At 43.8% G+C, this 13960-nt stretch carries 12 protein-coding genes and 1 riboswitch; of the genes, 9 read left to right on the top strand and 3 right to left on the bottom strand.

All coding sequences use genetic code 11. The annotated features are described in order from the left end of the window. Nucleotides 1-45 precede the first annotated feature (45 nt). Both PLE7327_RS00955 and PLE7327_RS00960 read right to left on the bottom strand, forming a co-directional pair. Entirely contained in the window at nucleotides 46-1809 is a 1764-nt protein-coding gene (locus PLE7327_RS00955; protein ID WP_015141979.1) for an ABC transporter permease, read from the bottom strand. A 398-nt stretch (nucleotides 1810-2207) separates the two neighbouring features. Continuing rightward, the gene (locus PLE7327_RS00960; protein WP_015141980.1) at nucleotides 2208-3158 is read right to left on the bottom strand and encodes an ABC transporter ATP-binding protein; all 951 of its coding nucleotides are present in this window, start codon (nucleotides 3156-3158) and stop codon (nucleotides 2208-2210) included. Nucleotides 3159-3493: 335 nt separating this feature from the next. Here PLE7327_RS00960 and PLE7327_RS00965 point away from each other — a divergent pair, with 335 nt between their 5' ends. The 4 genes from PLE7327_RS00965 (at nucleotide 3494) to PLE7327_RS00980 (ending at nucleotide 9261) form a co-directional block, all read left to right on the top strand. Further along, nucleotides 3494-4129: a hypothetical protein gene (locus tag PLE7327_RS00965; protein WP_015141981.1), complete on the top strand. Its 636-nt coding sequence runs from the start codon at nucleotides 3494-3496 to the stop codon at nucleotides 4127-4129. 138 nt (nucleotides 4130-4267) lie between these two features. Continuing rightward, nucleotides 4268-6355, top strand: a complete 2088-nt coding sequence (locus PLE7327_RS00970) for a BON domain-containing protein (RefSeq protein WP_015141982.1) — start codon at nucleotides 4268-4270, stop codon at nucleotides 6353-6355. A 137-nt stretch (nucleotides 6356-6492) separates the two neighbouring features. Then, entirely contained in the window at nucleotides 6493-7035 is a 543-nt protein-coding gene (locus PLE7327_RS00975) for a Rab family GTPase (protein ID WP_015141983.1), read from the top strand. Between the two features lie 24 nt (nucleotides 7036-7059). Next, nucleotides 7060-9261, top strand: a complete 2202-nt coding sequence (locus PLE7327_RS00980) for an EAL domain-containing protein (RefSeq protein WP_015141984.1) — start codon at nucleotides 7060-7062, stop codon at nucleotides 9259-9261. A 49-nt stretch (nucleotides 9262-9310) separates the two neighbouring features. Beyond that, a riboswitch (cyclic di-AMP (ydaO/yuaA leader) is annotated at nucleotides 9311-9472 on the top strand. Between the two features lie 123 nt (nucleotides 9473-9595). Here PLE7327_RS00980 and PLE7327_RS26075 read toward each other — a convergent pair. Continuing rightward, a complete protein-coding gene (locus PLE7327_RS26075; RefSeq protein ID WP_256377709.1) occupies nucleotides 9596-9718 on the bottom strand; it encodes a hypothetical protein in 123 nt (40 codons plus the stop codon). A gap of 162 nt (nucleotides 9719-9880) precedes the next feature. Between PLE7327_RS26075 and PLE7327_RS00990 the strand changes: the two genes are divergently transcribed. The 5 genes from PLE7327_RS00990 to PLE7327_RS01015 all read left to right on the top strand — a co-directional run bounded on the left by PLE7327_RS00990 (nucleotide 9881) and on the right by PLE7327_RS01015 (nucleotide 13932). Further along, a complete protein-coding gene (locus PLE7327_RS00990) occupies nucleotides 9881-11218 on the top strand; it encodes an ArsB/NhaD family transporter (protein WP_015141986.1) in 1338 nt (445 codons plus the stop codon). Nucleotides 11219-11234: 16 nt separating this feature from the next. Continuing rightward, nucleotides 11235-11837, top strand: coding sequence for an exopolysaccharide biosynthesis protein (locus tag PLE7327_RS00995; protein ID WP_015141987.1), 603 nt, complete (start codon nucleotides 11235-11237; stop codon nucleotides 11835-11837). A 280-nt stretch (nucleotides 11838-12117) separates the two neighbouring features. Continuing rightward, nucleotides 12118-12669, top strand: a complete 552-nt coding sequence (locus tag PLE7327_RS01000; protein WP_015141988.1) for a Uma2 family endonuclease — start codon at nucleotides 12118-12120, stop codon at nucleotides 12667-12669. Between the two features lie 693 nt (nucleotides 12670-13362). After that, nucleotides 13363-13572, top strand: coding sequence for a photosystem II assembly protein Psb35 (gene psb35, locus PLE7327_RS01010; protein WP_015141990.1), 210 nt, complete (start codon nucleotides 13363-13365; stop codon nucleotides 13570-13572). Nucleotides 13573-13617: 45 nt separating this feature from the next. Further along, complete coding sequence (locus PLE7327_RS01015) at nucleotides 13618-13932, top strand: hypothetical protein (protein ID WP_015141991.1); 315 nt, start codon at nucleotides 13618-13620, stop codon at nucleotides 13930-13932. The last annotated feature ends 28 nt before the right edge of the window (nucleotides 13933-13960 follow it).

Consider the following 13960-nt stretch of genomic DNA (forward strand, 5'->3'; position numbering starts at 1 on the left):
GAACGAGAACTAAATAAATTCGGGGGATTGTCAAACACGGCAGTACTAAGAACTAGCGATCGCCCGCTTGTAAGAGTCAGACAACAAAGCTTTTGTCTCCGACTCGGCAGCTTTTCGCAACTGTCTGGTAATCTGGAAGCTAACAAGTCCGATCGCCAGCCATTGCCCCAACAGCGACAGGCAAAGCGTCGTCGTGCTGACGTAATCGACCGCCCAGACTGAAGCTAGAGAAAAGAGACCGAATGCAGCTATTCTGCTCGGGTCGCCGCTGCTAAAGAGAGCCATAATGGCTAAAGGCAAGAAAATCAGCACAGTGACCGTCGCCGATGCCCAAATCGTTCTTTTTTGACTCTTCATCATTAGCATCAGTTGAGCGATCGCAGCGTAAATCAGGATCGTCCCCAAATCGAGCAGCACCCCTGCCAGAAGGCGAAGCTTGTGGTCTTCGAGGGGAAATAGAAAGATCGAAGGGACGATGAAAGACGTGACAATTAATAAATTCAGCGCGATCGCAACTGTAGAAGGACTTTTGTCTCCCCAGATTAATTCTTTGAGCAAGTGGCGACGATCTCGACTCATCTGATGACGATATCTTACCCAATCTTGCAGTGTCTGGCGATGGGGACTCAAACCTGCCATCAAAAGCAAGAACAGAAGTAATACAAAAGCTTGCAACATCAAGAAGTTCTCGTAGAGTTGATAGGATTCGGTCGTTTGTAAGGTAAATCCGAGAATCATTGCTGCAAAACAGCCAGAAATCGCATAACTTTGTCCCTTACTCCACAGCATAGCTAGCGGATTGTGGAAACGGCGTTTTAGTCCCTGTGCGATCCAGTAAATCCACAATCCATAGTTGACAAGCATAAAACCAACGCCAGTCCAAACATTGCGCCAAAGCGATTGCCCGTACCAAAGCAAATTGTTTAGCCCCCCACCCGATTGGTAGGCATTTTCTAACGCTAAATAGCCAACTGTTTTTGACGGGAGAAAAGTAGCATGAACCAGATAGGGCAAGACAGTACCGGGATAGAGTAAAGCTAACCAATCAAAGGGAGTATGAGTTGCTACAGTCCCTAACCTAACAAAATTCGTTAAGCACAACAGGAAAAACAAAACAACCCCGCTACCCAACCAAGCTTGAAAACCTCCCAACCCAGTCGTAACGAGTCCGAACAACAAAGCAGCACTCCAGAAGAAAACGCAGCTTGTTGCTAAAACGCCATAGAAACCCAAGATCGCTCCCAAAGAAATGCGTGCGGACAATCCTGCAACTAGGTGCAAAGGCAGTGCCAGTACCACTGCTAGGCACAATACCACTGGCACCCCTAGCATTTTCCCCAAGAGAATAGTTTTGGCAGACTGAGGACTGAGGCGGATAAAATTGAGCGTTCCCCGCCTCTCTTCCTGAGACAAGTCAGCAATGAGCATCCAGGTTCCTGCTACCAGTAAAGCAAAAATGGCGATAAAACTCAAACAGACAAATATATCTAGCCACCACAGCTGCCAGTTGAGCATCCAGTTGCCCAGCAAGTCTTTGACGCAGAAGTTATCGCTACTGTGGGGATAGGGAGTGTAGCCATTCCAATCCATCGGGGGACTGCCAATGCAGTAGCGATTGAATAGATCGTTTGTTGTTAGGTTGGCGCTAACCGCAGGAAGAGATGCTCGATAGTAGAAATAGACTAATAGCTGTACTACCAGAGAAATTCCAGAAGCGATGACGAGATTGCGAGGTTGCAATCGTCCTTTGAGTTCTCGAAACAGTTGAGGATTGATCTCGCCCAAGCGATCGATTAACGTTGATATCATTGTTTGCTATTCCTCACGACTAGAAAAATAACCATCTAAAAAAGACACAAAGCGAAGGGTTCTCTATCTGCGATCGCTAGTTACTAATAATAGTTTCCTTGAGCCAGCAAAGCTTTTGTGCCCGACTCTCCTGCTTTTTGCAACTGTTGAGTCATTATTTGGAAACCCAGTAAAGTAATAACTAACCATTGACAGACAACATTGTTGTCGTGGCAGATTCGGTTGCTACTCCTGGAAGACACGAGAGCAACCAAACCCAGATTAACTCATTTATATTAGTTTCTCTCAATAGAGAAGCAATATAGCAATATTCATCCTTTATCATTAGACCTCTTGCATAAATGTTTTTTCTGACGCAAAGGATTCCGCTAAGTTAATGGCTTTTGCCAGAAGTTTATTCAAGAAACTTGCTTGTGTCCGAGTTTGAGGAAAATAGATTCCAAATCTTCGGCGGTACAGTGAAACTCTTTCAGAGGAATTCCCGCAGCGACAAGCGATCGCAACAATTCGGCACTCTCTTCATCTCCTCCAGAAAAATCGATTCGCAAACTATTTTTTTGAGACAAAACTTCCCAACCTTCTACGCAGGGATGATTTTTTAACTCTCCCTTTAGCGCTTCTAAGTCTCCCAAGGTTGATATAACAATTTGCTGGCGCGATAGACGCTCATACAACTCTTGTAGCGAAGCACTTTCAACCAGAAAACCCAGTTCCATAATCCCCACCGAAGAGCATAATTCTGCTAGATCGCTGAGAACGTGGGAGGAGATCAAAATGGTCATGCCTGCTGCTTGCAAAACCTTGATAATTTCCCGAAACTGCATCCGCGCGATCGGATCTAAACCAGAAACAGGTTCGTCGAGTAACAGTAAAATCGGTTCGTGAATAATCGTGCGTGCCAAACTCAGGCGTTGTTTCATCCCCCGCGAGAGAGTGGCAATGAGACTGTGGCGCTTGCTGGTTAGTTGGACTAATTCCAGTACTTCCTGCAAGCGACGGCGACGGTGAGGTTGTCTAAGTCGATAAAGTCGTGCGAAGTAGTCTAAATAATCCCAAACCGTCAGATCGTCGTATAGAGGAAAGTCGTCGGGAAGATAACCGAGGCGCTGTTTCAGTCGTGGATTGCTGTCATCGCGCAGCAAGCGATCGCCGTGGATATAGATTTCTCCTATAGTCGGTTCCTCTGCTGCTGCCAGCATTCGGATCAGAGTGGTTTTTCCGGCACCATTAGGACCGATCAGTCCGTAAACTTCTCCGCTCTCAACCCGTAATTCTATGTTATTTACGGCGATGTACCGATCGAATTGTTTGGTCAGTCCGTAGGTTGCGATCGCCAGTTCCTGTCCCATCCAACTTCCCCTTAAAAACGTCGAAATATGCCAACTGAATCGATTACAGCCAGCTTAGCCTTTTCCTCAACGACTTGTCAGAGAATTTCCAAAATTGAAACGAGCGGGAATCGTAGAGATGTTCCCTAAAACGTCCCTACTCGAAACAAAAATTTATGAAAATTATACGTACAGAATACTAATGTGAGAATTTGCTAGAGAGATTCTATTATGAGAATTTGACAATATTGAGCAATTGTGTCTGTGTTAATCTGAAATAACATACCCTAAAATTAGGTGTTGATAAAAATTATACACTTTGCCTCCCAAGTTATACGCGATGGAGACTAACACAGATGAGTGACATTGCCAAAGAACAGATGAGAGACAGACTGGGCAACATCGACCAAATTCGCAATTTATTATTCGGAAAACAGATTGAAGAATACGAACAACGATTTAAAAGTTGCGATAGCCGCCTCGACAAGCTTGAATCAGACCTGGCCGGTTTTCAATTAGAAATCCGCGATCGCCTTACTCAGCTTCAAGAATCTCTCTCTAGTGAAATCCGCTCTAGACTTGATTCTCTTGAGAAGAAACTCAAGTATTTTAGTTTAACAACTCACGAAGAAACTAGCAAACTTCAACAGGCAGTTAACTTGACCGATCAAAAAATTTCTCAAGGAGTCGAATCCCTGGATCGAAAATTTAACCATCAAGCCAATTTTTTAAAAAATGAAATAGCTCAAACTAGAGAAAAATTAGAAGGAGAATTTCAATTCTTAAAAACACAAATTTTTGCCGAACTTGAGAAAGGAATGTCAGAACTCAAAGATGGCAAAGTTTCTCGGGTAGATTTAGCAGAAGTTTTATTTGAATTATGTTTAAAGATTAAAGGAACTGAATTCGTTCCCAACCTAAAAGAAGCGGCAGACAATCACGTCCAAGCAGATTTTTTGTTGCCAGAGCAATCAGAAGAACAAACCCATTAATCTGATACCAATTTGAAAAATTTTGGCTACAGATAGATTTTTCAACCCTTTATGGGATTGGTCTTTCTCAATCCTTTCATCCAAAATCTAAAATCCAAAATGGTATGAGTGACGGAAAGCGAGATCGGGTAGCAGAATATGGCGCGATCGCAAGAAAATTCGTCTAGTAAAAAATCTGAATCCGCTAACTCCAATCCAGAAGCAACAGACTCGTTAGAGGAGTTAATCGCTTTACTGAACGATTTGGGATTAGCAAAGGAGGATTTAAATAAGTTTTCTACTTCTTCAAAACAACAAGCCAAACAACAGCCGCAGTCAAATCCTTCAAACCTCCTGCCTGACAATCCCGACTTATTATCTTTGCATCGGGCAGTCGTCGAGCTAAAAGAAAAGTTAGAAAGGCTAGAAAATCAAGTTTACGAACCAACAGATTTAATTAATCCCCTTCTCCCCTTAATTACAGAACTGCTCAATATTAAATCGATAGAGTCGCAAGAATCCCTGCTCAAAGCTCTCATTCCGATTATTGACGAGGTGATTCAACAGCGATCCGGGCAGGATTTCCAGAAAATGGGAGAGGCGATCGCGCCTGTTCTGCCGACGGCAATTGCCCATGAAATTAAAAATTCGCCCACAGAAATAGCCAAAGCGATCGCTCCAGAAATGGCGATCGCTATACAAGAACAAATTCGACTCGATCCCGGTGCGATCGCAACAACTCTGGGGCCGCAAATGGGCGAAGCGATCAAAAATCAAATCAAGGTCGAACAGAATGCGATGGTGGATGCCCTCTATCCCGTCATCGGCAGCACCATCTCTAAATACATGGTCGAACTCGTTAAATCCATCAACGAAAAAGTCGAATCGGCTTTCAGTTTTGAGGGAATCAAACGCAAAATTCGCGCCAAGCTTCAAGGTGTCTCAGAAGCCGAACTAATTCTCCAAGAAGCCATTAACTATGAAGTGCAGGCAGTTTTTCTCATTCACAAAACGTCGGGTTTAGTCATCCGCGAACTTCATCCATCTTTGGAGTTGAGGCTGGAAGCTGATATGTTGGCGGGGTTGCTAACGGCTATCCGCAGCTTTGTCAACGAATGTATCGTACAGCCAGGAGAAGTATCCGAACTCAACCAAATCGAATACGATGCCTCCACCATCGTTCTAGAAGTTGCGGGCTACTGCTACATCGCCGCCGTCATCAGGGGTTCGCCCTCCAAACGCTACATGCAAAAACTCCGAAAAACCCTCGGTCAGATTGTCCTTAAATACGGCAAGTTCATCGCTGCCTACGATGGCGATCCCGCAGCGATTCCCAATTCTATAGAACCGCTGCTAGAAAAGTTAACTAGAACTGAAGCACAAGAGAAAGCCTCTAAGCCGCCCTATGCTCTGCTAGCGATCCTCGGTGCCATAATTTTTTTCTGGGGATTCGTGCTTTATCGAGGCAGCGTTGCCAATCGCATCGAAGCTAAAACCAGTGCTGCTTTGGATGCTGCGCCAGAATTATCTATCTATCGGATCTCTCCTGAGATGCATTGGGATAAATTGACGCTCGCCGGAAGAGTTCCCAATCAATATCTAAAAGACAAAGCCGGAAAAATCGCCAGCCAAGTCGCACCAAATCTTAAAATAGACAATCAAATTATCGCCGTAGAAGTCCCAGCCGATCCCGTACTAACCGCAGGAGAGATAGAAAGAGTCGCCTGGATTTTTAATCAAAAAGAAGGCGTGGCGATTACTGCCCATCACGATTACAACACCAAGACAGTCACGATTGAAGGAATCGTACCCGATCGCAGCGCAGCCGAACAAATTACCCAGGTATTCAAAAACATTCCAGGCGTTGAAACCGTCACTAATACAGTACAGATTCGACCGATTCTTGAGACTCGCATTTACTTTGAATCGGGTTCGACTAAATATAGTTCTCCCGACACCGCCGATCGCCTCAGAGCCATTCGACTATTTCTCGATCGCAATCCAGGGGTTCATCTGAGGATTATCGGTCATACCGATGATACGGGAGATCGACCCAAAAATCAGGATTTGGGTATCCAACGCGCTCGCCTTGTCCAACAGGCATTGATTGCCGAGCAAATCGAACCTTCCCGATTACACGTTTCTGGCAGTGCCGAACTTCCTCCCGGCGTTACCCCAGATCGACCTCTATGGTTAAGCCGTTGCGTCCGCTTTGAAGTCTTTATTCCTTCCCCAGGCGATCGCTAAAAGACTCCTCTTGCTAATTTGGAATTTTAGATACGCAGACTCGATAAAATAAAAAAATTACGGGAATTTCCCCATCTTAAGACGACATGCAAGTTAAACTTTTATAAACTTATAAAAGTTCCTATCTGATTGTTGATATGTCCGTCATCTCTAAAAAGATTTGTTTCATTGGCGACTACGGGGTTGGCAAAACGAGTTTAATTCGTCGTTTTGTAGACCGACAGTTTAGCGATCAATATTTGTCAACGCTTGGGGTAAAAATTTCGCGAAAGCTAGTCGAAATAGCAACTCCGAAGGGGATAGAACGGCAGAAAGTCCAATTGCTGATCTGGGATCTCGAAGGACGAACCAAATTTCATGCGATTACTTCGAGTTATTTGCAAGGAGCAACCGGAGCGATTATTGTCGCCGATCTCAATCGTCGGGATACGATCGCACGCATCCGGGAACATGTCGAATTAGTTTCTCGTGCCAATCCCAAAGGAATTAGCGCGATCGTAGCCTTGAATAAATCGGATCTTTTTGACGGAGACGAGTTGGAAAATCTCTCTGAAATTGCTCGATTTCAAGACCATCCTCACATTCTCCCCACCTATATCACTTCTGCAAGGACGGGCGAAAACGTCGATGAAATCTTCCAAAAATTAGCCCACCGTATGTTAGAAGGCGTAACTGTATAGTCGAGCAACCTAAGCTGTATCTGTATGACTCTAGACAAGGCGATCGACAAAAACCCCCCGATTGTTTCTGCCCAAGCGTCAGTAAAAGAAGCGATCGCGCTGATGGAACAAACGCAAGTCGGTTGCGTCTTGGTCGTCGAGCAGCAAAAGTTAGTCGGGAGCTTGAGCGAACGAGATGTCCTCAAATTAATTGCCTCAAGACAAGATTGGCAAGAAATCGCGATCGCCAAAGTCATGACTCGAAACTTGGTTAGGCTTTCCGTCAAGAATGTAGCGGATCTTTCCTCTCTACTGCACCCATTGCGCCAGCATTGCCTCGAATATCTACCCATTGTGACCGAAGATAATCGAGTTTTCGGTCTCGTTACTCGTGCGAAGCTCCTAGAAAGCTTACCGCCCGAAATCACCAACGCGATCGATACGAATGCCCGACTCAGGCAAGAACTCGAAGCTTATCGGGAGATAGAAGAAGAACTGCGGACAAACGAACAAGCACTGCAACTCAACCAAAATCGCTTAGACAGCATCCTCAGTTCGATTGAAGATGTCGTTTGGTCGATAGAACCCCATAGCTTGCAGTTACTTTTCCTCAACACGGCAGTCGAGCAGGTTTACGGTCGCAAACTGGCAGAGTTTATTGAAAATATCGAACTGTGGCGAGAAGTCATTCATCCAGAAGATAAAGAACGGGTAGAAGAGGCACTCAATGCCTTGTACTCCACTGGCAGAGAAGAATTAGAATACCGAATTTTATTACCTGACGGCGAGATCCGCTGGATTCGCGTTCGCTCCCGTCTAATTACCGATGAAGAGGGCACGCCTGTCCGCATTGATGGCATTACTACTGATATCACAGATCGTCACAAAATTCAAGAGCAATTGCGGCACGATGCCTTTCACGATGGACTGACAGGTTTACCCAACCGGAATTTGTTGCTCGATCGCCTCAAGCAAACCATTCGCCGCAGCCAACGACGAGATGGCTATCGCTTTGCCTTGCTCTTTTTAGACCTCGATCGCTTTAAAATTGTTAACGACAGTCTCGGTCACGTATTCGGCGATCGCCTCTTGGTTTCCGTCGCCCATCGCCTGGAAAAATGTCAGCGTGCCGGAGATACAGTGGCTCGTTTTGGAGGCGACGAATTTGTCATTTTGCTTGAGGAAATAGCCGATGCGAACGACGCGATTCAAATCGCCAATCGCGTCCAAAATGCCTTAAAAACGCCCATTATTATTGATAATCAGGAAATATTCGTCGCCGCTAGCATTGGCATCGTTATCGGCAATTCTAGAACTTACCCCAATCCCGAACAAGTGACCGATCTGTTGCGAGACGCGGATATCGCCATGTATCGGGCTAAGGCTCGCAGTCAGGGAAACTACGAAGTATTCGATCCCTCGATGTATACTTATGCTCTCAAGCGATTGCAGTTAGAAAATGACCTGCGCCGAGCGCTCGCTCGCACGACTTCGCCAGAGGCAACCCAGCCGGAATTTTCCGTTTACTATCAGCCAATTTTTTCGATCGCAACTCAGCAAATTGAAGGCTTCGAGGCGCTCGTCCGCTGGCAACACCCAGAAAAGGGGACGATCTCGCCAGTCGATTTTATCGCGATCGCAGAAGAAACGGGGCTGATCGTTCCTCTCGATCGCTGGGTTTTAAAGACGGCTTGCTACCAGTTACGCGCTTGGCAAGCGCAATTCCCAATGCCCGCACCGCTGACTGTAAGCGTCAATCTCTCTGGCAAGCATTTTTACCAGCCTGGTTTAATCGAATTTCTCGATCGCGTTCTTGAGGAAACGGGTTTAGACGGCAGAACTTTAAAGTTAGAGATTACTGAAAGCATCGTGATTGAAAATACCGAAGCGGCAGCAATTATGCTCAAGCAACTGAGGGAGCGCCAGGTTCAAGCCTGCCTCGATGATTTTGGCACGGGCTATTCGTCTTTAAGTTATCTGCACAGTTTCCCGTTTAACACGTTAAAGATCGATCGCTCTTTCATCAAACAATTGGGCATGGAAGAAGAAAACGATGAAATTGTCAAGGCGATTGTTAATTTGGGTTTAATCCTGGGAATGAATGTCGTTGCCGAAGGCGTAGAAACCCCAGAACAAGTGGCGCAATTGAAAGACTTGAACTGTCATTACGGGCAAGGGTATTGGTTCTCCAGACCGATGAACGGTGAAGCCATGACCGAGTTTTTGCTCGGCGCGATCGAGAGTTGACTTTAAGATTATGCAGATTTTCAGAATGTGTTATTTTATTAGGAAGTCCAGAGTAAGTCAGCCTAATCCCTCGCGCGATCGTGCAAAAAGTTACTTGAAAGATCGAGCAGGAACGGGGGAACCAAACCTGGGGCGAACCTTAGAAGGTCAAGGGGGACATCTCTCAGTCCTAGCCCGTCAGCTAACCTCGTCGGCATTGAGAGGAGATTGAAGAGGCAGAATTTCAACTTTTGCCCTCATCAGCATTCCTGGTTGGTACTGCTCTGTGTTGTCGTACCTACTTTTAATAATTGAGGGTAGCTTATATGAACATGCTAACGCTTGCCATTGCAGGTCAAGGCGCGTGGAAACCTATAATCCGAATAGGACGAGATTCTATTTCATTCGATGCATTGAAGTCAGCGATTTCCTGGGGAAGCGCTTTGCCGATCGCTAATCCTATTAATAAAATACTCATGCTACCCAGAGTTGTAATTATTTCTAAAGCAAATCGTTCGTCCAGTTTTATTAGTATCAAATAAATAGTTAAACGGTTATTTATGCTGGTAGGACGTAAAGAATTTTTGGTTAAATAGTCCTCCGATATATGTTTTTGTCGATCTTACAGTTTGAGGGAGCAATGGAATTACACGCGATCGTTGCAGCTTCGGTTTTTACTGGTGTAATCGTTATCATTATGTTTGAGTGGTTACACCTGACAGTTGCTGCATTACTAGGCGCATTAATTTTAGTTTTTGCCCATGTCATGACCCTATCAGAAGCAATAGGCTATATCAGTCGAAGTTATGCGACATTAGCTTTGTTTTTTGGGGTTATGGTCTTGGTTCGTGCTTTTGAACCGACTAAAATTTTTGAATATTTAGCCATGCAAATGGTGCTGATTGCTAAAGGTAGCGGGAAACTATTGCTTTTGGGAATCGTAGCTATTACTACGCCTATTTGTGCGGTTTTACCCAATGCTACTACGGTAATGCTATTAGCGCCTTTAATTCCCCCAATTGCTCAAGATATTGGCGTAGATTTTGTTCCTTTACTCATCTTGATGGTATTTGTGGCTAACAGTGCTGGTTTATTGACGCTAGTAGGCGATCCGGCGACGTTTATCGTCGGAGATTCTGTCAATATTACCTTTACAGATTACCTAAAAAACTTGAGTTTAGGAGGCGTGTTAGCCGTTGTGTCTGTTGTTGCAATTATGCCTTTTTTATTCTCAAAAATTTGGCAAACTAAATTTGAAAATTTAGAGCAAATACCGCACCCAAAAATTAATCATCCCAGAGTATTAGCGGTGGGAGGAATAATTGTTTTATTCGTTCTCATCTTTTTTGTTATTGGCGAGGAAGCTTTGCCAATTCCTATTCCTCCCGCTGCCGTAGCATTATTAGGTGCGGCTTTAGCTTTGTTATTAGCTCATCAGACTAAAATCGATACTGTTCACAATATTTTGCGAGATGTAGATTGGAGTACTTTGCTCTTTTTTATGTCTATTTTTGTCTTGATTGGCGGACTAGAAAAAACAGGAATTGTTAGTAATTTATCAAGATTATTAGCAATAATTTTAGGACAAAATATTGCCTTGGGTGCGATTCTTTTAATCTTCGTTGTTGGGATATTATCCAGCGTCGTTCCTAATATTCCTCTGGTCGTAGCGATGGTTCCCTTACTCAAGGAGTACCTTGTCAATGTCGGATATGTCGGACAGAATGTGCTCAATAATAATTTTGACGGGCAGTTGCCACCTGAAGTTTTACCGCTTTTCTACGCGATGATGTTTGGGGCAACGTTAGGAGGAAATGGAACGTTAGTCGGTGCTTCTTCTAACATTGTTGCAGCAGGAATTTCAGAACAACACGGGAAAGTTATTTCCTTCAAAACATTTCTGCAATATGGAATACCCGTAATGGGAGTGCAATTGCTAACATCGGCATTATATATCACAATTTTCCATCTGATTTAGCAGCAAAGCGCATCCCATGCATTTGAGGTTTTCTCAAGATATCGAGGCAATTTTAAAGCGGTTAGCAACTCATCCAATAACGCTGCAAGATATTTTAGAGGAAACCTCCGAACGAGGATTTAGTTTAATAATTTTTCTGTTGGCTCTACCTTTTTTATTTCCCATGCCGCCTGGATTGCCAGGTATTATAGGTCCAGCATCGATTTTATTAGCAGGACAAATGGCATTGGGAAGGCATAAACCTTGGTTACCTAAAAGAATTGCTCGTTTTCGTTTTCCTCAAAAGATTGCACTACAACTGCTATCAAAACTGAAACAAATTACCAAAATTATTGAAAAAATTACTCGTCCTCGATTGGCGATCGTAGCTAATAATCGCTATATTTGGAGAGTGAATGGACTTTTAATTGTATGGCTGACGATTTTGTTAATATTGCCAATTCCCGGTACTAATCCTTTGCCGACCATCGGTATTTTACTGCTGAGTGTAGCGACTTTGGAAGCCGATGGTTTATTAATGTGTATTGCCTATTTGTGGAGTATTTTGATTACTGGTTTGATTATCTTCCTTGGCTACTCCCTTCTACAAACGTCTATTCTAATAATTAATATTAATTGAAGAATTCTAGTTGAGTGACAAAACTCAAATCGCCTTCACCCCAACCCCTCTCCCCGAGCGGGAGAGGGGCTTTCAACTTAAGACTTTTGCCTGAAGTCCCTTCGCCTCTTGTGGGAGAAGGGATTTAGGGATGAGCAAACAAAGATTTGTCAGTCAACCAGGAAGAATTTTATAAACAAAATGAGAATAATGAGACAGCCAATCGATTTTCACAGGCTATCCCAAAAGTATAGAATATCATGTTGAGCGTAGCGATCGCGAAGCAAAACACTTATCCAACATGACCGTAACCGTTGCTAAATGGACAATAGATGAGTATCATCGCATGATTGCGGCGGGGATATTAACCGACAGGCGCGTAGAACTGCTGAAGGGAGAAATTGTAGAGATGCCCCCTGAAGGAGAATCCCACGCCTACTTTAGCACCGAAGCGGCGGAATATCTAATTCGGTTATTGGGCGATCGCGCTATGGTGCGAGCGAGCAAACCGATTACGCTTCCTAACGATTCCGAACCCGAACCCGATCTCGCGATCGTGCAACGGTTGGGACGCGAATATCTAGAGCATCACCCTTATCCTGAAAATATTTTTTGGCTGATTGAATATTCGGATTCCAGCTTAGAGAAAGACTTGGAAACGAAAAGCAAAGTCTACGCCGAGGCTAACATCCTTGAGTACTGGGTAGTCAATCTTAAAAAGAGACAACTGATAGTATTTCGAGATCCTCAAGATGGAGAATATGGTTCAAAGTCCACGCTTACTGGAGGAACAGTTTATCCATTAGCATTCCCAAATGTAGCTGTATCGGTAAATTCAATTGTTAGCACATAATCATAATGATGTTTGCTTCGGATTTCTCTTTGTCGGGCGGGATGTTGCGTTATAAAAAATATTTATTTCTTAAATAATTCCCGTCTAGCGTAGGGAGAATTTTTATTGATGACTACTGATGGATCTCGATCGCCTCGTTTTTCTGATAAGGCAAGACTAAGAGTAGATGTAGCGATCGAGACCGATCTGATTAACTGTCTATAAGCTCAAGCTTGGATTTATTTATCAGGATTAAAAACAATGTCGGCAGCAAAACCCCTTCAAGGAATAGAGTTAATTAACTGCGCTCGAGCCAATGCCAAGCTGGGTTTAGAAACCGCTACCTGGCAATGTGGATACGGTGATGATCCCCAACTTTTTCTACAAAATCTTCAATTTGCTTGTCATAGAATTGGAATAGATATTGAGCACTTAAAAATCGGACGTTTCGATCGCAGAACGACAAATCGTTCCTGAGTAGCCAGAGAATAAAAAATAGCATTTTGGTTTATCCGTCTAAAGATAGAACTAAAAAACTAGGGATTTAACTTATGTCTGTCTAAAGTTAGAGCGCGTTTTGTTAAGGAGGCTTTTCGCGCGATCGAGTTAATTAACTATTCCTTAGGATTGAAAAAAAGTCATAAAAAAGGAAGATGTGCGAATATAGCAATTCCTATAATCTTGAGAAAGAAATGAAAATAAAGTGAAGGATTCATGCATTTGTTAATAGAAACTTACACCAATACTCCCCATTTTCCAGTGGCAGCAACATTGTCCTTGATAGTGGGATTTATTGCTGCTACAACGATTGGATCTATCGCTTGGTATAACTCTAAGCGTCCTGTAGGTTGGGAAAATAAAGAACGTCCCGATATCGTACCCGAACTCGATACCTCCGATACGATGCCCAAGATCGAGCAATAGAAAAACTTATTTTCGATCGCAAACATTTTCTAGGAGCAATTTATCATGAAACCAGAAGCAAAAACTAACGAAAATTACGATGCGCACATCATTCCCGCTGAAACCGCAGCACGCGAGGAAAGAGAGGGAGAAAACTTTAAGAAAACCCCCAAACCAGAGAAAGAACTCGACACTACCAGAGGATATACTGTAGACAAAGAAGGACTCCTAAACAACTATGCGATCGAACCTGAAATGTATTATGAAGAACCTGGCGATCGCAGAGAAATCGAAGAAGCGGAAAAAGCCGAACGCGCTCAAGAGTTAAAAGAAATCAACGAAGAAGGCGGACAAGGTAGAAAAGGGCAGGGAGTTATCTAAGTTCAATGCCTGTGAGTCTAAATAGCTT

The organism is Pleurocapsa sp. PCC 7327 (assembly GCF_000317025.1).
Taxonomy (GTDB): Bacteria; Cyanobacteriota; Cyanobacteriia; order Cyanobacteriales; family Microcystaceae; genus Hydrococcus.